Source organism: Metamycoplasma auris 15026, assembly GCF_000367765.1.
Lineage (GTDB): Bacteria > Bacillota_I > Bacilli_A > Mycoplasmatales > Metamycoplasmataceae > Metamycoplasma > Metamycoplasma auris_A.
Genome location: NZ_AORI01000004.1, coordinates 1 through 23,112, shown reverse-complemented (window position 1 = coordinate 23,112; position 23,112 = coordinate 1). Strand labels below are relative to the sequence as shown.

The window sequence follows — 23,112 nt, the reverse complement described above, 5'->3', positions numbered from 1 at the left end:
AAAAAATGAGATTTCTTATAAACTAAAAGAAGCTCATTTTTTTATCAAATTTTATTATCTCAATTAGTTAAACGCTTAACTTCATTTTTTGAAAAGTTTTTAACTAAATATGAGCCTACTACTGCCAAAGTTACACCAGCATCATAACAAGCTTTGATATTATGTCCTTTAATCCCTCCATCAATTTGAATAATTAGATCTAAGTTATTTTGTGTAATAAATTCTTTTAATGCCTTAATACGTTGAAGTGTTCCTTCAATAAAAACTTGTCCGCCAAGTCCTGGAAATACACTCATAACTAACACTAAATCTAGATATTTTAAATAAGGAAAAATACTAGTTATATCTGTATCTGGATTAATTGCCAGCCCTAATTTTATTTTATCTTTTTTTGCAAATTGAACTAGCTTTAAAAATTCATCTTTGTTTTTAAAAGCTTCATAATGAAATGTTAGAATATCGCCAATTTCTTTATACATTTCATAATATTTAAAAACATCAGCAACCATAAGATGAATATCCATTGTATGCTTTTTACAGTTCTCTTTTATTTCTTGAATTTTTTCAAACTCGAGAGCCTTATTTGGTACAAATATGCCATCCATGACATCATAATGCACATTGCTAACTTCTCATTCAATCAAAGAAGACACATATGAAACCATATTATCAGGTTGCACATCTAGAATTGATGGGCTTATTTTGTATTGCATTTTTATATTCTCCTTAGTATGCCTTTTTTATTTTATTAATAGGAAGGTTCTAACATACGTTTTAAGAAACTAATGTAGTTATCATATCTTTCTTGTTTAATAATGCCAGCTTTTACAAGTCTTTTAACTTCGCAATCTTTTTCATCTTCATAGTAATGTTTGCAACTTCGAAACTTGCAGCGCACTGAAGCTTCTTTAAAGGCCTTAAAAGCAGTTGGCATTTCATCCACTGTCAAATCAAATTCAATGGAAGAAAAGCCAGGTGTATCAATAATTTCTCCGCCATTAAATTCAATAAGACTTACTTCTCTAGTAGTGTGTTTTCCTCTATTTAGTGCCTTAGAAATTGCTTGTGTTTCAAAATTAGTTTTTGCTAAATAATTAATTAAAGTAGTTTTTCCTACACCAGTTTGTCCAACAAAGAAACTTGTCTTGTTTTTAAAAATATCTCTAAGACCCTCAAAGCCAGTATTTTTTTCATAATTGATTTCAAAAACTTTGTAGCCTTGTTCAATATAGAAATTAATTTTTGAAGTAGAAGTTAAATCTTTTTTAGTTAAAACAATAATAGGTTCAACATTTTTGCTTTCAATAATAATAAGAAATTTATCCACAAGTTGTGCACTAAAATCAGGTTCAACTAGTGACATGACAACAATAGCTTGGTCAACATTTGCAATCTTAGGACGAATAAAGAAGTTTTTTCTTCCATAAATATGATGGATCAAACCTTCTTCTTCAAATTCAACATTGTCGCCTACTATTGGTTTAATATCAAGCAATCTAAGTTTGCCGCCGCCTCTAACTCTATAAACTTTTTTATCCAAAAAATCCCTAATGTCAAAAAAGCCAGCTACTGATTTAATAATTTTTCCACTCTTCATAAATTTCTTCCTTCTTACTTCTCTTATTTTATTATTATAGTTGTTATCTTTATTATGTTATCTAATAAATTACTATCATTAATTTTTAGTATTCAAACATGCATTTAGATCTTTTAAAATCAAATTGACATTTTCATATCTTTGAGCTGGATTTTTCTTTGTACACTTATCAATAATCTTTTGTAATTTATTTAAAATTGGATTTTCTAGATTAGAAATTTTAGGAATTTCTTTATTAACTTGGCATAGCATAATTTCTTTATAATCATTAGAATAAAAAGGTGTTTTTTGGTTAATCATTTCAAACAAAATAATTCCAAAAGCATAAATATCAACTTGTTTGGTAATGGTTTTTGCTTGCAAAATTAATTCAGGTGCCAAATAGTGAATTGAGCCTGTTATTTTGTTTGGAATGTTAGATATTTTGCTTCCTTCTTTTATTGAAATTGAAAAATCAATAATCTTAAGAGTTTCTTGATTCAAATCAATCATGATGTTACTTGGTTTTAAGTCACGATGAATGATATTTTTATTATGGATATCTTTTAATCCTTCACAAATTTCAATAGCAATTTTAATAATTAAAAAAAGGTTTAGATTTTGATTTTTAATTAGGCTTCTTAGAGTTTGTCCTTCAATTAATTCCATGGCATAATAAAGTTCATCTTGTCCTAAAAAATAGCCAATTATCTTAACTATATTTTTTGACTTAATTTCTTGCAAAAAAAGACATTCTTGTTTAAATTTTTGTATTTCTTCTTTGTTATTTAATTTATTTTTTTTAAGTATTTTTATAACTACTTTTTTTTCATTTTTTTTATAAATGCAAGAATAAATTAGAAATGAATTTGTGTTTGCAATTAAAAAGAAATTCTTAAAATGTTTATTGACATTTATATAACCATCTAATTTTTCTAACATTGCCTAAATCCTTGATATAAAAATCTAATTTATTTAAATTATATAAATAAAATGAACACCTTTTATTGATGTTCATTTAAGAAATTTATTTTTAAATTTAAGCTTTTCTTTCAGCTTTAATTTCTTCTTTATCATTAATGATATGGTTGAAATTTTCTTTAATAATTTTTTCAATTTGCGCAACTGTATCATCAATTGAATAATTGACAATAACATGTTCAAACATATAAGATAACTCAATTTCTTCTTTTGCTTTATCTAATCTTTTAAAAACAGAATTTTCTGATTCAGTGTTGCGCTCTTGCATACGACGACGCAATTCTGCCATTGAAGGAGGCATTAAGAAAATTGAACAAATTTCTGCTTCTTTATTTTCTTTTTTATACATATCAATGATTTGCTTTGCACCGTTTGTTTCAATTTCAATAAAAGGAATTTTTCTAAATGTAGCAATATTTTGAATTTCAGACTTTAAAGTACCATAGTAATTATCAAAGTGCTTTGAATATTCTAAAAACTTCTCTTCTTTAATAAAGGTTTCAAAAATATCAAAAGGCACAAAATAATAATGTACACCATCAATTTCACCTTCTCTTTTTTCTCTCGTAGTTGCTGAAACTGAAAGTTTTAATTTTAAGTCTTTATTTGCAAACAAAGACTTTTCAATTGTGCCTTTTCCAACTGCACTTGGGCCTGAAAATATAATAATTTTTTTGTTCATTTTGCTTCCTCCTTTTTTTGTGTATATCAATTAAAGCACTAAAATTGCTAAAATATTAGAAATAAGAAAGATTTAAGATATCTTTTCTATAAAATATATACAAATTTTGCCATATTTTTTTACTTTTGAAATAAGAAAATCATTATTTGAATAATTAAAATCTTTTCAGTCTGTTTCAATAATTATTTTGCCTTCTTTTTTAAGCATAGAATTACTTGTAAGCATATCAAGACATTCAACTAAAAGTTTTTTTTGGACAAATGGCGGATCTAAATAAACAAAATCAAATTTCTTATCTAAATTTCTTTTTAAAAAAGTAAGCGCATCAATGTTATAAACTTCAAGATTATTTTCTTTTAAATTATTTTTATTTTGGCAAATTATTTTGTAAGCTTCTAAATCTTTTTCAACACTAATTGCTTTTTTAGCTCCCCGCGAAAGCGCTTCTAAACAAAAAGAACCAGAGCCTGAAAATAAATCTAAAAATTCCTTATTTTCAATATCAAATTGAATGGAAGAAAAAATTGCTTCCCTGGCGCGATCTAGGGTCGGTCTTGTTGTTTGTTTATTTGGTTGTTTTAGGATTCTTGAACGGTATTTCCCTGAAATAATTCTTAACATACACTAAATTATATAGTTACTAAAAAATTATTAAAATAAGAAGCAACAACATCATTTAAAGTACTAGAATAATTAATAAAGTAAACTAAAAAATTAACAAGACTTAAGTTTCATAATCTTAAATTTTTTTAAATTTAATATTAAAATATTATCTTCATATCAAACTTAAATTAAACGAAAGGAATCAATTGCATTATGAAAGAAAAAAAACAACGTCATGTTTCTAAATTTCTTTGATTGTCGCTTTTGCTAGCAATTTTTTCCTTTGGTATTCTTGGTGGCATTGGCTATCTTACATATAGATTTCTAAAAGTCACATATGCTAAGATTGATGATTCCAATTATGAGTCGCATATTGTTATTGAAAAAAACAATAAAGACGAATTGATTTTTAATCGTAAAGAAGGACAAAATCATTCATTTAAGATTGGTAATCTTACAATTATTGAAAAGCCTTATTTAACTGCTAATAATAAAAAAGAATATTTCCTTGGTGAACTTGGAATGTCTTTGCTTAATACAATGTTTAAGGAAAGAGCACTTTTTGGACCTGAAATTAATTATCTAAAAGCAATAAGAATAAATGATACATTTAATGCTGATTTAGATTTAAATGCTAATGGTATATATCTTCCTGCAACTCAAGAGATTTATATTCCAATTAGAAGTCTGCTGCAAGATAATATTCAATCTCTATCAAGATATAGAAATAATGATTTTAAGAAATTCATCATTGCTAAAAGAGTTGAATATATCTTTGGAACTATTATGCATGAATACACGCATCATATTGATAATTCATATAATAAAGTTCTAAAGGAAAATGATCCTCTATCAGATAATTCCTTAGTAAGTTATAGTGATCCACATAATCATGGTTTTGGAAGAGATGTCACAGTTAAAAAAGAAATTAACAACAAAAAGTTTCTAACTGACTTTAGAAATAATCTACACTATCATGAAATTAAGGATACCGAAAAAAACATATATCTAAGAAATTCAAACGATTTTAATTACATAGAAAAAGCGATCCCAGTATACAAAGACTTTAGTGCTAATGATTTATTTAAAGTAGCTAACTATGCAAATTTAACTGAAGAAGAAAAACAAAGATATAAAATTCTAAATTCCAATTTTTATTTCTTTAATAACAACAAAGATATTCCAATTGCTTTTGCTAATCCAACTAACCTTAAACAACTTAGATATCTATATTCATTTGTGGAATTAATCCCAAGAGAATTAATCAAATTATCACTAGGCCCAAATGATTGATTCTATGATCCAAGAGTTTTGTTTAATAACTACTTTTATTTCTTAAAAGATAACCATAAGGATCTAGTCTTTAGTGCTGCTGGTGTTGATATTCTAAAAAATATTAGTATTTCAAAAAGCAATGAATTAGTAACTTTTGCTCCTAATTGAGTATTCAAAGAACAAATTGAAAACTTTGTTTCAAATGTTAAATATGAAGACCCAAGATTAATTAATAAACCTTTTTTAAATGCAGGAAATAAATTTCAAAGAGGTCTATTTCAATCTTATATTGATCTAATGGGATATCGAGAATTAATTAGTTTTGCTAATTTAAACTTCAAGCCTTTTAGTCTAGATAATCAACTAAACTTCGGCGGCTATTTCCAAATTAAAAAGGATTTCTTTGATAAACCTAACTTAGATAATAAAAATAATTTAAATCTTTCAAATATAAAACCAAAATTCAATAGAGCTGAATTCCTTGAAAAACTAAACGAATTAAATCCTAAATTACTTTTAGTAGAAAAAAATAATGAAAAAAACTATTTAGAAGTTACTTTTGATTTTCAATCCTTTAATTTTGTAACTAAGAAAAACTGAAATTCAATTTATCGTTATCATAATGAAGAAGAAAACAAAAAAAATTATCATAGTGAAAAATGAATTTATCCAAATAATGATGATTATCAATATGTTTCATATTACACAAAAAATCTTGACTACTCAGAACTAACTCGCAAATTTAAAAACAAACAATTTGATATAAGACTTTGAATTGATAAGAACAACGATAATAAGTTTGAAAAGCAAAATGAAGATGATGAACAAGAAGTTTTTTCATTACTAAATGATAATTTTCAAAATAATATTGGATCTAATTTCTATAAGTTTGCAGCAAATAACCAAAGAAAAACAACAACATTCCGCAGCAACTTCCTAAATCCTTCTGCTAGATATCAATGATTTAAAATCAATGAAGATAAAAAAGAAAATAAATACTACTATTCTATTGAAGACTATTAATTATTAAGCTAGGTTTTCCTAGCTTTTTTAATTTGTTTTATAATTTTTTTTATGAAAAAAATAAGATTAGTTTTAGCTGGAACAGGCAATTTTTCAAAAACAATTTTCTTATCATTAATTAAGGACCCAAGATTTGAAGTAGTTGCCTTAATTTCTCAACCAAACAAAGAATTTGACCGTAATAAAAATATCCTTTTAACTCCTGTTGCCTCCCTTGCAAATGAATTCAATATCAAACTATTTCAACCTAACAAAACAAAAGAAATTTATGAAGAATTAAGTGCACTTGAATTTGATTTTTTTATGACTGCTGCTTTTGGACAATTAATTCCAACAAGTATTTTAAAATTACCAAAAATTCTTCCTTTAAATGTGCATGGAAGCATTTTAGAAAAATACAGAGGAGCAGCTCCTATTCAACATGCTCTTTTAAATGATGAAAAAGAAACAGGTATTACTTTAATTGAAATGGTTGACAAGATGGATGCTGGCGATATTCTAAAAGAATTTAAAATTGGAATTAAAAAAGAAGATACAGCACTTGATCTTTTTTCTAGACTTGCAGAACAAACTTCCAGAGTAATTGGAGATTGAATTTTTGATATTTATAATGGCAATTACAAAAGAAGAATTCAGGATGAAAGTTTAGTAACTTTTGCTTCGAAAATAAAAAATGAAGATGCTCAGTTATTTAATGAAATGAAAACAAATGAAGCTCTTAATAAAATAAGAGCATTTAATGACCAACCTGGGGCTTTTATTATACATAACAATAAAAGATTAAAAATCTATCGTGCTACGCAAGAAAAAATAAAAACTCCTTTAAAAATTGCTTTTTCTGATGGTTTTTTATACTTAATTGAATACCAATTTGAAGGTAAAAAAAGAGTATTACATGAAGTTTAATTTTAAGGAGTTTTTAAAAGTCCAAACAAATCTTCCATATTGAAAAAATATTGAAAATCTCTTAAACCAAAAAGACCTGGTTCCTTCAAGAAACTTAGTTTTTGAATGCTTTAATAACCTTGATTTTAATAATCTTAAACTTGTAATTATTGGACAAGATCCCTATCCTTCTTTAAAAAATGCTGATGGCCTTTGTTTTTCATCAAATAATAAAAAAACTCCTAAATCCTTAGCTAATATATTTGCTGAGATTAAAAATTGCTATCCAAATTCTATTTTTTCAAGTAACAGTTTACAAGACTGGAAAAAACAAGGAATCTTACTCCTTAACTATATTTTAACTACTAAAGAAGGTTTTTCTTTAGCCCATAAAAATATAGGTTGAGAAATCTTTAATACTAATCTTTTAAAGACATTATTGGAATCAAATAACGAAATTCTATTTCTAGCAATGGGCAAACAAGCACAAAATTTCATTAAAGATCTAAATATTAAAAATGACTTAGTTTTTTGCACTGCACACCCTTCTCCTCTTTCATCTAAAAAAGGATTTTTTCATTCATTTGTTTTTAAGAAAATCAATGACAAATTAATAAGTTTAAGTAAAGAACCCATTGATTGGAATACATACTAGAAAACTAATTTATAACCTTTTATTTCTTTATTTATTAGAAAGTTTATAATATATAAATACTATAAATATAGTATTTTTTTACTATTAAAATGAGTTGAAAAATAACAAATGAAAGGATTTTTAATGATTTCAAATTACTCAACAAAACGTAATGAAGATATGTTATTAAAAGTTGCCTATGAAGGAGAACAATTTTGTTCTTGCATAGCAATGACACATAAAAACATTACTGAAAAATTTGATGAAAATGTTGCTTACATTTATTTATCTAAAGAAGTTAATGATTACTATTCTTTTTTAAAAATTGTGGACTATATCATTAATTTAAAAAGAAGAAATTACCAAATTGATATTGAATCATTTGCCTCACTTCCTTTTTTAGATAAAAAAGAAGTTTTAAGAGCATTCATTACAAGAATGGTTTTCTTTGATGCAAATTTATATTCAGCAAAAAAGAAAGAAAAAGAAGAAGACAAAAAAATAAAATTATCTTTATATTTAGAAGATGAAAGCTACAAAGGCTTTGTTAGTGAATTATTAATTATTTCTAAAAATGTTTCAGGCGCTCGTAATTTACAAATTACTCCACCTAACATTGCTACTAGTGAATGAATTGCTAACTACATTGAAAAAGATTTTGCCAACATTAAAGATTTAAGTGTCAAAATCTTAAACAAAGAAGAAATTACAAAACTAGGAATGGGACTATTGCTTGCAGTTAATGCAGGATCTTCTTATGAACCTAGAGTTGTTGTTATTGAATACAACGGTAATAAAAAATCAAAAGAAAAAAGTGTTTATGTTGGAAAAGGTATTACTTTTGATACTGGTGGATATAACACAAAAGGCTACCATATGGAAGGTATGAAATTCGATATGAGTGGTAGTGCAATTGTTGCATATGCAATCAAAGCAATTGCCCAACTTAAACTAAAAACAAATGTAGCAGCTATAATGATGCTAACTGATAATGCTATTGATACACATGGAACAGTTCCTGAATCAGTAGTAATTTCAATGAGTGGAAAAAGTGTTGAAATAACTGACACTGATGCCGAAGGCCGTTTGGTTTTAGCTGATGGAATTTACTATGCTTCCAAAATCCTAAAAGCTTCTTTAATTGTTGATGTTGCCACTTTAACTGGGGCAATGATTAGAGCTCTTGGTAAAACTTTTTCAGGTATTTATGCAACAAATGATGCAGGATGAGAAGCATTTAAAAATGCTGCTGACATTGCGCACGAAAAAGTTTGAAGACTACCAATGCATAAAGACTTTGGTAAAACTAACAAAGCTTCTTTAGTAGCTGATTTATGCAACTACAACAGTGCCTCCAAAGCAGATTCCAACTCCGCAGCTATGTTTCTAAATGAATTTACTAACAATGTTGATTTCATTCACTGTGACATTGCTGGAACATCGGATGACAAAGGTATGGGATTTGGTATATTAGTTTCTACATTAGTTGAATTAGCTAAACAAAAATAACATTTAGATTGAAAGGAATAATAAAAGATGCAATTAATTAAAGAATTAGACACAAAACGTAATGATGCTTTTTTACTAAAAGCAGTTTATAAAAATGACGAAATTCCTACTAATGTTGTTGAAAATGAATTTGCAATTACTGATTTCTTAAATGAAAAAGTTTCCTATGTTTACATGGGAGAAAGAGACAAAATCAATTTTGATAAAATGTATGATTTTGCAATGCATTTAGCAAAAACTGCAGCAAGAGACTACCAAGTTGACCTTAAAACTTTCAAATCTGATGAAAAAATTTGTGAATTCCATACAACTGATGCTTTCATTAAAGGAATTAATTTTGTTGCCGCAGATATTTATAACAAAAAAACAGTTTACAAAAAAGAAAACAAAAACAACATTTCACTACTATTTGAAAATCCACCAATGATGCTTTTAGATACAGTTAAAAAAGCAGTAGTTTTAATGGAAGCACAAAATTGAGCTAGAAATTTAGGAGCTACTCCTCCAAATATCCTAAACTCCGAATTATTAGGTTCATTAGCATATGAAGAATTATCAAAATATGACAATCTAAAAATTACTCTTCTAGATAAAAAAGCTATTGAAGAGTTAAAAATGGGACTTCTTTTATCAGTTAATCGAGGTTCTACTTATGAACCTAGAGTTGTTGTGATTGAATACAATGGTGACCCAGATTCAGATGAAAAAACAGCTTTAATTGGAAAAGGTATCACTTTTGATTCAGGTGGCTATAACATTAAAACTGGGCGTAACATGAATGGCATGAAATATGACATGAGCGGAGCTGCTATTGTAGCTGCTGTTATGAAAAGCGTTGCGACATTCAAACCAAAGAAAAATATAGCCGCAATTATGTGTATCACTGACAACAGAGTGAATGGTGATGCTTCTACTCCTGATTCCGTTTGAATTTCAATGAGTGGAAAAAGTGTAGAAGTTAATAACACTGATGCTGAAGGTCGTTTAGTTATGGCGGACGGTTTATACTATGGCGCAGAGATACTAAAAGCCACTAGATTAATTGACGTAGCAACTTTAACTGGCGCTATGATTATGGCTTTAGGTGAAACTTACACAGGTGTTTGATCTACAACTGACAAAGGTTGAGAAGATGTTAAAAAGGCAGCTGAAACTCAACATGAATTAGTTTGAAGAATGCCATTTGATAATGATTTTGCAGAGTATATTAAAGGTTCCATTGTTGCTGATTTAAAGAATACTGATTTCAGTGGTAATGCTGGTTCTTCATCAGCTGCAATGTTTCTAAAAGAATTTACTAACAATGTTGAATATATTCATTTTGATATTGCCGGAACTGCTGATATCAATGAAAAACCTATGTTTGCAATGGTTAAAACAATTTCTGAATTATTGATTAGTTAATAACTAAAAAAGTATTACAATTTAAAAGTTAAATTTTAAATTTTAATAAAAAGAGGTATTTGATTTCTTTATAAAATGAATCTATAATGTTAATCGGAATATTAAAACAAAATCCTACCGATTAACAGTTTATGAAATTGCGCTTTTTGGAGTGTTTTTAGCTCTTTATATTATTGCTCATGCTCTTGAAAAATATGCTTTTAAAGGTGTTTTTCATATCACTCCTACATATGCACTTGCAGTTATTTTTGGACTTGTATTAGGTCCTTGAAAAGGTGCTTTACTTGGTTTTATAAGTGACGTTTTTGTAAATATCTTGTTTCGAGGAATTGGAACTTGGATGCTTGAGTATGCGATTGTTCTAGTTGTCATTCCATTTCTAACTGGATTTCTTATGAGACTTTTTTCCAAGGATCAATCAAGCACATGATTTTTTGGAATTGCATTCCTTTTAGTAGTAACAGGAATTTTTATTGGTGTTGTTATTGCTAACTATAACAAGCTTCCTACTAGTGAAGGAGCTACATCACTAAAAAAGAAAATTCCTTTAAACATTGTTGCAGGTATTTCTGCATTTGGTTTCAGTAGTATTTGAATTACTACATTTGTTCTACTAGTTATTTATTTTAAAACCTATGATTACAAAAGAAAATATGCAGTATCTTTGTTCTTTAACATCCTAATAACTGTTTTTGTTATTTTAGTTATTGTTAGATGATTATGAGGACCATATGCTTATATAACATATCGTAACCGTTATAGAAATGCTAACTGAAAAGTTTCAGAATGATATGTAAGATTTATGATTCCAATTGTTTTTAAAGGCTTACTAGAAATTCCAATTTATACAATTATAATATTTCACATTTACCCAGTATTAACTATTGTAAGAAATAAAGTTCTTTATGAATCAAGAAAAATAGCTACATATTAAAAATTCACCTTTGTTAAAAAGGTGTTTTTTTATGCTTTTTTTCGTTAAGAAAAACCTAAAAAAATAAAAAAGTTATTGGAATAATACCAATAAACTTTTCTTTTATATTTCTTGTGTTTCGATTTTTTCTTCAGTTTCAGATGGGATATTTTCTTCGAAAGAATTATCTTCTTCTATACCCTTTAATTCATTTTCAGTTAATTCTCTAGAATCTTTGTTTTTTGTTTGATTGTGTACTTTTGCAACAGCAACAATTTGGGCATTTCTTTTCTTAAGATTTACAAGCTTAACACCTTTTGCATTTCTTCCAATAATGCTTACTTCTTTTAATGAGAAACGAATGCTGATGCCATCATCTGTCATCACAATCATATCTTCATTACCTCAAACTGCTCCTGAATAAATAAGTTCACCAGCTTTAGTTTCATTAAGAGCAATAACACCCCTTGAATTTCTTTTTGTTTTTCTAAAAGTTTCAGCTAAGCTTAATTTTCCAAAACCATTTGTTCCTAAACTAAAAATGTACTTACCTTCGGAAGAAGAAGAAATGGAAACTACTTTTTCGTTTTGCTCTAACTTAATTCCAATAACACCAGCTGCCATTCTTCCCATTGGATTAATATCTTTGATATCAAATCTACAGATTTTATTGTTGCTTGCTGCTAGATAAATTTCTTCATCATCAAAAGCAACAATAGCATCAACAAGTTCATCATTTTCTTTTAGCCCGAAAGCATATTTACCATTTTTATTAATTAATTTATATTGAGATAAATGCGTTTTTTTAATAATTCCATTTTTAGTTGCTGTTAATAAGAATTTTTTCTTTTCATAATCATTATCATCAACACTTAAGATTTTTATAATTTTTTCATCTTCTCCTAAAGTGCCAATAATATTAATTACAGGAATTCCTTTAGATTGTTTGGTACCAATTGGAATTTCATAGCCTCTTAAACGGTATACTCTTGCATTTGTTGTAAGAATTAATAAATCTGTATGTGTATTGGCAACTAAAATATCTTGAATATCATCATCTTGGTACATTTTAGTTGTCGAAACTCCAATGCCACCACGTGATTGTTCTTTATATTCTTCAATATCCATTCTTTTTAGATAACCATTTCTTGTTATAGTAATCACAACATCTTTTCTTGGAATTAAATCTTCGTTATTAATATCTGAAATTTCTTGTCAATTAATTTCAGATTTTCTTTCATCGCCATAAGTTTGCTTAATTTCTTGTAACTCTTTGATAATTAGATCAATTAAAAGATCTTTGTTAGCTAAGATTTTTTGGTACTCTTCTATTCTTTGGTGAACTAAATCTAATTCTTCATTCATTTTTTCAATTGCAAGTCCTGTTAGTCTTCCTAGACGCATGTCAACAATTGCTTTTGTTTGAATTTCAGTTAGATTGAATTTTTTGCCTAAAATTTCTTGGGCTTCAGCATCATTTTTGGAGTGTCTTATAATTGCAATAACTTCATCAATGTTTTCTACACAGATTTTTAGACCTTCAAGAATATGAGCTCTAGCTAAATCTTTATCTAAATCAAATTGTAATCTTCTAGTCACAACATTAATTTGGTGATCTAAATAAACTTGCAAGGCACTTTTTAGATTGAGTTTTTGGGGCTCATTGTTAACTAAGGCTACCATATTAAATGAAAAACGAGTTTGGAATTCACTTAATTTAAATAGTTTATTAAGAATTACTTCTGGAACAAAATTCTTCTTAACTTCAATAACAATTCTTATTCCATCACGGTTGGATTCATCTCTAAAATCAGAAATTCCTTCAATTTTTTTATCCTTAATTAGATTACCGATGCTTTCAATTAAAACAGATTTATTTTTGCCATAAGGAATTTCAGTAATAATAATTTTTGCTTTGCCATTTTTTAGTTCTTGAATGGTTGCTTTGGAACGAATTGTTACACGGCCAACTCCTGTTTCATAAGCTCTAATTAGTCCTTCTTTATCAAAAATAATTCCACCTGTTGGAAAATCAGGAGCTTTAATATATTCCATTAACTGCGCAATTGTAATCTCTGGATTTTTTGCTAGCGCACAAACTCCATCAATAACTTCATTTAAATTGTGTGGTGGAATACTAGTTGCCATCCCAACAGCAATTCCATAAGAACCTGAAACTAATAAATTAGGAAATCTTGCAGGAAGTACGACTGGCTCTTTTTCACTTCCGTCATAGTTATCAACAAAATCAACTGTATTCTTTTTTATACCATCAACCATTGCACTGGCAATTTTGGACATTCTAGCTTCTGTATAACGCATTGCAGCAGCAGAATCCCCATCAATAGAACCAAAGTTACCATGTCCATCAATTAAAGGATAACGAAGTGAAAAATCTTGCGCCATTCTTACCATGGCTTCATAAACAGAACTATCTCCATGTGGATGATATTTCCCTAAAACGTCCCCAACAATCCGTGCTGATTTTTTATGTTGTACATTATGAAACATTCCTAGTTCACTCATTCCATATAGAATACGACGGTGTACTGGTTTTAATCCATCTCTTGCATCAGGAAGTGCTCTTGAAACAATAACGCTCATTGCATATTCTAAAAATGAACTTTTCATCACCGTTGCTAAATCAGCAGGTCTCAATCCATTAATTTCATTATCTAGAATTTGACTTTGTACAACATAGTCATCTTTATTTTGAGGAATATATTCTTCTTCATCTTCCTCTTCTTCAATATTATTCTTGCTTTCATCTAAAAAAACACGTTTGATTTCATCATCAGCAACATAGTACTCATCTTCATCTAACTGCGACTGTTGTTTTTTTTCTTCTTCAAGATTTTTTTCATCGTCTAACAACATATTAAACTCCTAATATATTACTTAGTAATATATTATACCAAAAACAAATATAAAAAATTCGTATGGCATATTAGCCATACTATAAAACTAAAATTTAAAAGCAATAAAATAAATGTTTTTATTTTGTTCTTTAAATTTTTTTTCGTAATCAGTTAGAATATTTTCAATTGGAAAATCACAATGATGGAAGTCTTCTGTTTGATAAATTATTTTGGCATTAAATTCTTTTAGTTGTTCAAGACCAAAATAATAAAGTTGTTCATTATCACTTTTAAAATAAACAACTCCATCTTTGTCAAGAAGATTTTTATATTGTTCTAAAAAAGTTTTATATAGTAACCTTCTTTTATAATGGCGTTTTTTTGGTCATGGATCACTAAAAGTTAGTCAAATAACTTTAATTTTATTTAAAAAATATTCAGAGAGTTTTGCTGCATCACCTAGAAGAATTTTCATATTTGTAAGTTGCTTATCTTCAATCTTTTTTAGGGCACTTAAGGCTGGAGTTGAATATTTTTCTAGACCAATATAAGAAATTTCAGGATGCAACAAAGCTAATTCAGAAAGCATTTTTCCTTTGCCCATACCTATTTCTAGAACACTATTAGAAGATAACTTATAAGGAAATTCATTGATACAAAAAGATGAGTTTTTTAGTCTTCCTTCAGCTTCTTTATTAAATCTAAGTCTCATAAATAATAATTGTATCTTAAGGTCTTATAAAGAATAAAAAATCATTTTCCAAAAACTCATTTATATTGTTTATAATTGAATTGATAATTAATTAAATATCTATTTAATTTCTTATATAAATGTAATACTTAATTTAAAAATTTCTAATATGGTGGCACATGAATTCTAATCAAAATAAGAGTTTTCATGACACATTACAACAATTTAAAATAAACAAAAAACAAGAATTCTTTCAGTTAGGCCAAATCACAACCATCCAAGCTTTTAAATACGATGGCACACTTTATCGGCAATATGAAGGTTGCAAAATCATTGCTAATTGGGACGAATTCGTTGTTGTTCTATTAATGAAAACTAAAGTACAAGAAATAAATATTAACTGAATTGTTTCAACACCAATGTTGTTTGTTTTTTCTAAAAAACATTTTTACAATGCAATGATTACACTAAATAGCAATGACCAAAATAATATCTATATCAATCTTGCAAGTCCTTTTTTCATTGAAAATGAAATTATTAAATACATTGACTTTGATTTAGATATCAAATGTTATGGGCAAGATGATTTCAATGTCGTTGATTGACATGATTTTAAAAAATCAATCACTGATTTTCGATATCCACTAAAACTTATTTACAAAATTTATAATGAACTTGATGTCCTTGAGAAAAAAAGAAAAAACAAAGAAGGTATTTTTGCTAAATCCTTTATTAGTGACATTAAAAAGATTTTGCGTGAAAAGGGAGATTTGTAGATTATTTAATTTATATATCTAAAGAACATAATAAGTCTTTTATATTTAGGTTTAGATTCTAAAAAACTAATGAAATAAATAAACTACCTGTTTTTTTATCACAGGTGGTTTATTTTTAAATCAAATGAAATTAGTCTTTTAGTGATATGGTTGATTCATTAGCTTTTTCTGAAACTTCTGGAGTATTATCTTTCCCTTTAAATTCTCCAACTTTGTATTTAATTGTTATATTTTGAGTATTAGAATCAAAAGTGAAGTTTAATTGGCCAGATAATTTATTTTCCTTAAATATTGGTTTTTCATCATTAACTAATTGAAAATTACCATCAATTTTACTTCCTTTGTCATTAAGTTCAAAAAGATCTCATTTTTCACCACTGAAGTTTCTTCCAAATGGAGCGTGGTTTCCTTTTGTTATAACTATGTTCTTTGATTTTCTATCATATCAAAGACTATAACTTTTGCTATCTTTCTTAAATTCTTCTAGTACTTTTTTGACTTGTTCACTTTTGACTAAAACAAGGATATCTTTTAAATCTTTAACAATTGAATTTACATCGCTAGTTTCAGTTGTATTTTCCGAAGATCCATCGGTCTTGTTACCAGTGTTATCTGTTTTGTTAGTGCTATCATCTTTTTTTTCTTCAGTCTTATTGCATTTTGCAGCAATAAGAGGTAATGTTACTAAGGAACTAATGCTTCCTAAAGCTAATAAAAACTTAGTACTCTTTTTCATCTTAACTTTTAATTTTTTTATTTTCCTTATTTATCTTTCTATCTTATTCTTTTTTGTAATTTCTACTCTTTAATTTTACTTCTAATTTTTATTAAAAGCCTCTTAAATTAAGAAGAAAACTACCAAACAATTGCAGTTTGATAGTTTAGTATTATTTGGTTATTTTTCTTGTTATTTTAATTCTACTAAAATTCTTGATTTGTTATATGTTGTTGATATTATTGAAGTTTCATTGTTTAGAAATTTAGCAACTCTATAATTAATTTCAATATAAAACTTATCGTTTCCTTCATCTTTTAAAATTCTAAAATCTAGTTTATTTGACAAAGTTACTATTTCATGACCATCTTTATTTGTTATAGTTGCAGGCTTATTATGATTTACTAATTGGATATTACTTTTAATTTGGCTTGCATTTCCACCTAGACCAAATATTGCATAGTTATCTTTATCTTTATTTTTTTCTTCAAAAGGTGATTCACTACCCTTAATTAGAACTATATTTCTTTTATCCTTATCATATCATAGAGAATAACTACTACTATCTGTTTTAAATTTTCTTAATTCATCAAAATCTTCCTGTGCAAATGAAGGAGTAAAAATATCCTGTAAATTTTTAACAACTTCATCCATTTCATTAGGTTCTTCTTTTCTAGGTTCATCAGCCGGAGGCTTAGGTTCTCGTTCAGATTTTGGTATTGGTTGAGGTTGTGGTTTTGGTGTAGATGGTGTAGAAGGTGGTGTGTCAGTTGTTTCTGGAGTTACCGGTTTACCAGCACCAGATCCTTCTTCACCCTTGTTCTTCTTCTCATCTTTCTTTTCTTTCCCAGTGTCTTCGCCTTTTCCATCTTTTTCACTCTTTGATGGAGTAGATGAATCTTTGTCTTTATTGCCTTGATTTCCTGGATCTTTTTTCTTTATTTCATCATATTTATTGCTTAGTTCGGATATTGCTTCACTAAAGAATTTTGGATCATTTTCTTTTTCTTTATCCTCTAATTTCTTTTTGGCATCGCCAAGAAGTTTATCTATTTGTTCTTTAGTTTCTTGTTTTAGAGTTGCATTATCTTTAACTTCTTTTTCTATCTTATCAATTAAACTTTTGAATGCTTGTTTTTCTTGTAATTCTTTTGTGTTGCATGATGCTGCTAGAAGAGGTGTTGCAATTGTTGTAATTGCAGCTGTTGCTAATAATAACTTAAAACTTTTTTTCATAATAAATTAATTTTTGCTATTTCCCTTCTTGTTTTTTTGTGTTATTCTAAAATTCTCTTTTTTTGTCTATTTTATATTAAATGCAATTTTTTTACTTTTTTTGATGAAAGAATTACGAAATTAGTATTAGGAAAAAGCAATTAGTCATTATTAAAATGTTGATTTATGTTTATAACATGATTGCCTAAAATATTATCTATATAAGATCCTTTTGATAAGCTTCATACTCATACTAGAAAGTTAAATTTCTTATCAAAAAAAGAAACTCCACAAGTGAAGGCTGTAGATTATGGAAATATAGTTTTATTTGACAAAAAAGGTATAAATTAAGTTGGAATTTGAAGAAAATTAAAATTTTTAAATATGCAGAAGAAAGCATTGAAATATTAGATCTATATTTATATTATTAGAATTTTTTAATAAAATAAACTACCAATGACGATAAGTATTTGGCAGTTTATTTTTGATGCATTCAATAAGTTATATCTTTAATTTATAAAGTTATTGTTATAGTTGACTGATTTGACAATTTTGATACTTCTGGATCTATTTCTTTTCCAAGTTTTTTTCCAACTTTATATTTAAGTGTAATATCAAATTTATTTTTTTCTTTCTTAGTAATATCAAAATCTAATTTATTTGATAATTGCTTTTGCTTTTTATCATCATCATTCACTTCTATAATAGGATTTTTATCATTTACTAATTGTATATTGTCTTTAATTTGATCTGCTTTTTGCAGTGCAAATAGTACAAGTTTATTATCTTTATCAAAATCCTTTGCAAAAGGTGATTTATCACCCTTGACTAACAAGATATTTCTTTCCACAGAAGAATATCAAAGAGAATATGCTGAACTATTATCTTTTAATTTCTTTAACTCTTCTAAATCTTCGATAGCAGAAGCATTAATTAAAATATCATTTAATTCTTTAGCAATCTTATCAAGTTCAGTAAGATCTTTTTCATTTATCTCTTCATGCTCTTCTTTCCCAGGTTGGTCACTTGGCATAGCTTCGGAAGGAGGAGTAGGTTGGATTGTTGGTGGAGTTGCAGGTGGATTAGATTCTTCAGTTTCTGGTTTTTTTTCTTCTTTTGGTTCCTTACCATCTCCAGGTGTCATTGAGTTACCTTCTGGTTTATTAGTCCCTCCACCTTGATTGTTTGATTCAGAGTCAGTAGGTTTTTTTGGAACTTCAGGCTTATTTTTTGTTTCTTCTTTTTTTATCTCTTCAATCTTCTTATTAAATTCTTCTTTAGTCTTATTAAACTCCTTAGGACTCATTGATTTTTCTAACTTATCTTTTGCATCTTTAATTAAGGCTTCTAATTCTTTTTTAACTTTTTCACTTAGGCTTAGATTACTTTTCAAGTTCGCTTCTTCTTGTTCTATTCTTTCTTTGAATTCTTTCTTTTCTTTCGAATCGTCTTTGATGTTTTTTTCTTGATTAGATTCTTTTTTATCACATGAAGCAGCTAAAATAGGTGTAGCAAGTGTAGTAATTGGAGCTAATAATAATAAAAATTTAAGACCTTTTCTCATAATTTCACTTCCTTACTTTCTTATTATTTTCTTGTTTATGTCAAATTTTATTATTAATAGCAAAAAAATGAAGTTTTTTCTTTTTTTTTAAAACATAGCAGACTAAGAACATAAAAAATAAGCTACCACTTAATATTGAAAGTTTTTGGTAGCCTAATTAATTAGAATTAGCAATTCTATTAAGAACTTTTGTAAATTATTTAGTTTATTATTTCAATTCTACTAGAAGAGACGAACTATTTGAATTTGTTGATATTATTGAATTTTCGCTACTTAAGAATTTGGCAACTTTATATTTAACCTCAATATAAAATTTGTCATTTTCTTCGTTTTTAAAAATATTAAAGTCTAATTGATTTGACAAAACAACTGTTTGATGGCCATCCTTATCCATTTTAATTGATGGAGTCTTATCATTTACTAATTGGATATCACCTTTAATTTTACTTGCATTTCCACTTAGACCAAATATTGCATATTTTTCTTCTTCTTTATTTTTTTCTTCAAAAGGTGATTCTTTGCCTTTAAATAGTACTATGTTTCTTTGATTTTTATCATACCAAAGAGAATAAATACTACTATCCTTCTTGAATTTTTTTAATTCATCAAGATCTTCATGTGCAAAAGTAGATGTAAGTATATCTTTAAGATCTTTGACAACTTCATCCATTTCATTAGGTTGTTCTTCCTTAGGTCCATCAGCAGGCGAAATTGTCTCAGGTTGAGGTTGGATTTTTGGAGTTACTAGCTTACCACTACTAGATTCTTCACTATTTTTTTCATTTTTCTTATCTTTTCCATCTTTGTCACTTTTTAATGTACTAGAAGAATCATTGTCTTTATTTGTTTGCTTATACGAATCTTTTTTTTGCATTTCTTCATGCAATTCTTTGGTGTTGCAAGAAGCAGCTAGAAGAGGTGTTGCGATTGTTGTAATAGCAGCTGTTGCTAATAATAACTTAAAACTTTTTTTCATCGTTTATTTAGTATTAGGTTATTTCCCTTCTTAATTTTTTTATGATTCTAAATTTCTATTATTTTTGTTTATTTTAATAACAATTACAACTTTTTGATTGTTTTAATAAAAAAATTACAATTTTTGAATTGAAGGAAGTGACAATTAAGTCTTTATAGAATATTGCATGCAAGTTTATTTGTTTTGTCTTATGAAAGTAAAACAAAGAAAACTTGTTCCCTAAATTTAGAAAACAAGTAGACGAAATTATTTATTTTATTTCAATTATTTGACTGTATTCTTTTTCACTATCTGAAACTGTATTTTCATCTTTAATAAGAAGTTTTCATTTTAGAATGTATTTATTATCATCTTCTTTTTTTAGAAATATTCCTTTTCTATTAGAACTACCAAATATTCAACCTATATTAGCTGTAGTATTTCCATGAGTATTAACATTAGGGAATTTTTTTAGGGCTAGATTAAATTTTAAGAACTTTAATTCTGATTTTTTATCCCTAGTTGCTTTAATAAGTCCCTTATCAATTCTTAATGAACCTTGATTTTTACCTTTTAATATTTTCTCAAGTTCTTCTTTTAGTTGTTTAATTTCTTTTACTTCAAATAGATTACCTTCCTCAGAGAATTTATATAACTCAGGCATCTTATATTTCATTGCAGGGCTTGAACTATCGCCTCTATCTGGAGTTGGAGTAGATGAAGGAGGTGTACTTGGAGAAGGTGTACTTTCTTCAGATTCTTTAGTTTCAAAAGAAACTTTAGATTGATTTGATTCTGTTGATACTAATGGAGATGCATCTTTAATAAATTTACCTACTTTATATCTTATATAGATATCAAACTTGTTTGAATTTAATTGTTTATCAATACCAAAATTTAGTTTTGTTGATAGATTAGTATATGTTTTGTCACCTTTAGCTACTTCATATGTAGGTTCTTTATCATTAACTAATTGTCTTCCATCAGTTAACATTCCTTTAGCATCATCTTTTAATTCAAAAAGAACTCATTGTTCAGCATCTTTATTAGATCCAAATGGAGGTTTTTCTCCTTTTACCATTACAATCTTTTTATTATCTCTATCATATCAAAGAGTATAATCTTTTTCACTCTTAGTTAATAAAGCTAATCACTTATCTCTATTTCCATCATTTGATAAGACTAAAATATCTTTTAGCTTCTTTGAAGTTTCATCAAGTTCACTAATTTCAGCTGGTTTTTTTCCTTCATTACCTTCATTGTTTTCTTCTTGTTTATTTTTAATCTCGTCAGCTTTTTGCTTTAAGTCTTCTAATGCTTTTTTAAAATCTTCTTGGGTTTTTAATTTATCTAACTGTAATTTCGCATCAGAGGCTAATTTTGCTAATTCCACTTTTTTGCCAGCTGATAGAGTAGTGTCCTTAATAGATTCTTCTACTTTAGCTATTTCTGCTTCAAATTCCTTCTTTTCTTTGGGTGCTTTTGTTTCACATGAAGCAGCTAAAACAGGGATGCTAATTGTTGCAATTGTAGCGCTTAATAATAAAAATCTAAAACTTCGTTTCATATTTTTTTATATATTATTAGTTTTCCTTTTATTCTTTTTTATTATTCTTATTTATTCTTTCTAACATTATTTTATTATTTGACTTAAAAAAATGTTTACTTTTTTAGTTTTCAACTTAAATTGAGATGAAAATAAAGGAAAATGTGGCTTTATTTGGGACTTGTAAAAATAAGAAAAATAAGAGAGTATTTAGTAAGAATCTTGATTGTTATAAGAAAGCCAACACAACAAAAAATAAACTGCTTATGCAGTGTTACAAGCAGTTTATTAGTTAAGATTATTATTAGTTATCTTCTAAAGTTAATAATATCTATTATTATTTTTTTAACGATACTGTTGATGTATTTTTATCTTTAGATACTTTAGGGTCTTTGCCTTTTATAAATTTACCAATTTTATATTCAACTATTATATTTTCTTTTTTATCATCAAATTTGAAATCTAGTTTGCTTGATAAGTTAGTAAATTCTTTGTTATTTCTTTGTACTTTAAAGGTTGGTGCTGTGCTGTTTACTAATTGGATGTCTTTACCAATATTTTTTACCTTTTCAGCAAAATCAAAAATTTCTCATTTTTTACCGTGAAACTTTCTACCAAATGGAGGATTTGTTCCTTCAGACATAACAATTTTTGTATTGTTTCTATCATATCAAAGGGTATATTTTTTATTATCAGTATCTTTTTTAAGTTCTTCGATTGCTTCTTTTGCCTCTTTACCTAAAACAAGAATATCTTTTGATTCTTTTACTACTTTATCAACTTCAGCTTGGTTAGTGTCTTCTTCTGCAGGTTTATTAGCAGGTGGCATTGGTGTTGCTGGAGGAGTGGCAGGTTTTTTATCATCACTAGAATTGATAATTGCATCAATATTTAGATTTTTTCAAAAATCATATTCTTTTTTTTCTTTTCAAGAATTTGGTAAACGTCTACCAATATCTTCTCCTGTTACACTGTAATTAAATGCAGCATTTCAAGCACTTACTTTTTCTAAACTTGGTTTAGGTTTTTTATCAACTGGTTTTGTTGGTGTAGTATTATTTCCACCTTGTCCACCACTTTGGTTTCCAGGATTAGGATTAGTATTTTTCTTTGCTTCTTCAACCTTAGTATTCAATTTTTTAGTTGCTTCTTTAAATTCATCAGAAGTTTTTAGTGTTTCTTTTTCTTTTTTTGCTTCTTCAAGAATTTCTTCTAGTTTCTTTTTAACTTCTGGTTTTAAGTTAGTATCTTCTTTAATTTGTTTTTCTAATTTAGCAATTTCAGCTTCAAATGCTTTTTTGCCATCA

The 23,112-nt window shown here is 27.2% G+C and carries 20 protein-coding genes; 7 read left to right on the top strand and 13 right to left on the bottom strand.

Features of this window, described 5'->3' with window-relative positions; all coding sequences use genetic code 4:
- Window positions 1–41: 41 nt before the first annotated feature.
- The 5 genes from MAU_RS00705 to rsmD form a co-directional block, all read right to left on the bottom strand.
- Complete coding sequence (locus MAU_RS00705; protein ID WP_004423558.1) at window positions 42–713, bottom strand: ribulose-phosphate 3-epimerase; 672 nt, start codon at window positions 711–713, stop codon at window positions 42–44.
- Between the two features lie 35 nt (window positions 714–748).
- Complete coding sequence (gene rsgA, locus MAU_RS00700) at window positions 749–1,597, bottom strand: ribosome small subunit-dependent GTPase A (protein WP_004423555.1); 849 nt, start codon at window positions 1,595–1,597, stop codon at window positions 749–751.
- A 78-nt stretch (window positions 1,598–1,675) separates the two neighbouring features.
- Window positions 1,676–2,518 (bottom strand): serine/threonine-protein kinase, encoded by an 843-nt coding sequence (locus tag MAU_RS00695; protein WP_004423552.1) that lies wholly within the window; start codon window positions 2,516–2,518, stop codon window positions 1,676–1,678.
- A 97-nt stretch (window positions 2,519–2,615) separates the two neighbouring features.
- Window positions 2,616–3,239 (bottom strand): guanylate kinase, encoded by a 624-nt coding sequence (gene gmk, locus MAU_RS00690; RefSeq protein WP_004423550.1) that lies wholly within the window; start codon window positions 3,237–3,239, stop codon window positions 2,616–2,618.
- 72 nt (window positions 3,240–3,311) lie between these two features.
- Window positions 3,312–3,860, bottom strand: coding sequence for a 16S rRNA (guanine(966)-N(2))-methyltransferase RsmD (gene rsmD, locus MAU_RS00685; RefSeq protein WP_004423547.1), 549 nt, complete (start codon window positions 3,858–3,860; stop codon window positions 3,312–3,314).
- A gap of 195 nt (window positions 3,861–4,055) precedes the next feature.
- On the opposite strand from rsmD, the gene MAU_RS00680 reads away from it, so the two are divergent.
- The 6 genes from MAU_RS00680 to MAU_RS00655 all read left to right on the top strand — a co-directional run bounded on the left by MAU_RS00680 (window position 4,056) and on the right by MAU_RS00655 (window position 11,506).
- Window positions 4,056–6,140, top strand: coding sequence for an MYPU_1760 family metalloprotease (locus MAU_RS00680; RefSeq protein WP_004423546.1), 2,085 nt, complete (start codon window positions 4,056–4,058; stop codon window positions 6,138–6,140).
- Window positions 6,141–6,191: 51 nt separating this feature from the next.
- Window positions 6,192–7,046 (top strand): methionyl-tRNA formyltransferase, encoded by an 855-nt coding sequence (locus MAU_RS00675; RefSeq protein ID WP_004423545.1) that lies wholly within the window; start codon window positions 6,192–6,194, stop codon window positions 7,044–7,046.
- The gene (locus MAU_RS00670; protein WP_004423544.1) at window positions 7,036–7,680 is read left to right on the top strand and encodes a uracil-DNA glycosylase; all 645 of its coding nucleotides are present in this window, start codon (window positions 7,036–7,038) and stop codon (window positions 7,678–7,680) included. Before MAU_RS00675 ends, MAU_RS00670 begins: the two co-directional genes overlap by 11 nt.
- A gap of 123 nt (window positions 7,681–7,803) precedes the next feature.
- Entirely contained in the window at window positions 7,804–9,168 is a 1,365-nt protein-coding gene (locus MAU_RS00665; RefSeq protein WP_004423543.1) for a M17 family metallopeptidase, read from the top strand.
- Window positions 9,169–9,195: 27 nt separating this feature from the next.
- Window positions 9,196–10,572, top strand: a complete 1,377-nt coding sequence (locus MAU_RS00660) for a M17 family metallopeptidase (RefSeq protein WP_004423542.1) — start codon at window positions 9,196–9,198, stop codon at window positions 10,570–10,572.
- 151 nt (window positions 10,573–10,723) lie between these two features.
- Window positions 10,724–11,506: an ECF transporter S component gene (locus MAU_RS00655; protein ID WP_004423541.1), complete on the top strand. Its 783-nt coding sequence runs from the start codon at window positions 10,724–10,726 to the stop codon at window positions 11,504–11,506.
- 102 nt (window positions 11,507–11,608) lie between these two features.
- Here MAU_RS00655 and gyrA read toward each other — a convergent pair whose 3' ends face one another.
- Both gyrA and trmB read right to left on the bottom strand, forming a co-directional pair.
- A complete protein-coding gene (gene gyrA / locus MAU_RS00650) occupies window positions 11,609–14,362 on the bottom strand; it encodes a DNA gyrase subunit A (protein WP_004423540.1) in 2,754 nt (917 codons plus the stop codon).
- A gap of 87 nt (window positions 14,363–14,449) precedes the next feature.
- A complete protein-coding gene (gene trmB / locus MAU_RS00645) occupies window positions 14,450–15,055 on the bottom strand; it encodes a tRNA (guanosine(46)-N7)-methyltransferase TrmB (protein ID WP_004423539.1) in 606 nt (201 codons plus the stop codon).
- Window positions 15,056–15,213: 158 nt separating this feature from the next.
- Here trmB and MAU_RS00640 point away from each other — a divergent pair, with 158 nt between their 5' ends.
- Window positions 15,214–15,810 carry a DUF402 domain-containing protein gene (locus MAU_RS00640; protein ID WP_004423538.1) on the top strand — a complete coding sequence of 199 codons (597 nt, stop codon included), beginning with the start codon at window positions 15,214–15,216 and terminating at the stop codon, window positions 15,808–15,810.
- 130 nt (window positions 15,811–15,940) lie between these two features.
- Here MAU_RS00640 and MAU_RS00635 read toward each other — a convergent pair whose 3' ends face one another.
- The 6 genes from MAU_RS00635 to MAU_RS03610 all read right to left on the bottom strand — a co-directional run.
- A complete protein-coding gene (locus MAU_RS00635) occupies window positions 15,941–16,546 on the bottom strand; it encodes a variable surface lipoprotein (protein WP_004423536.1) in 606 nt (201 codons plus the stop codon).
- 171 nt (window positions 16,547–16,717) lie between these two features.
- Window positions 16,718–17,761: a variable surface lipoprotein gene (locus MAU_RS00630; RefSeq protein ID WP_004423533.1), complete on the bottom strand. Its 1,044-nt coding sequence runs from the start codon at window positions 17,759–17,761 to the stop codon at window positions 16,718–16,720.
- Window positions 17,762–18,254: 493 nt separating this feature from the next.
- Window positions 18,255–19,304, bottom strand: a complete 1,050-nt coding sequence (locus MAU_RS00625) for a variable surface lipoprotein (RefSeq protein ID WP_004423530.1) — start codon at window positions 19,302–19,304, stop codon at window positions 18,255–18,257.
- A gap of 208 nt (window positions 19,305–19,512) precedes the next feature.
- The gene (locus MAU_RS03370; RefSeq protein WP_004423526.1) at window positions 19,513–20,280 is read right to left on the bottom strand and encodes a variable surface lipoprotein; all 768 of its coding nucleotides are present in this window, start codon (window positions 20,278–20,280) and stop codon (window positions 19,513–19,515) included.
- 250 nt (window positions 20,281–20,530) lie between these two features.
- The gene (locus tag MAU_RS03365; RefSeq protein WP_004423523.1) at window positions 20,531–21,826 is read right to left on the bottom strand and encodes a variable surface lipoprotein; all 1,296 of its coding nucleotides are present in this window, start codon (window positions 21,824–21,826) and stop codon (window positions 20,531–20,533) included.
- Between the two features lie 316 nt (window positions 21,827–22,142).
- Window positions 22,143–23,112, bottom strand: a 970-nt coding sequence (locus MAU_RS03610; RefSeq protein ID WP_052000274.1) for a hypothetical protein, incomplete at its 5' end; no start/stop codon positions are given.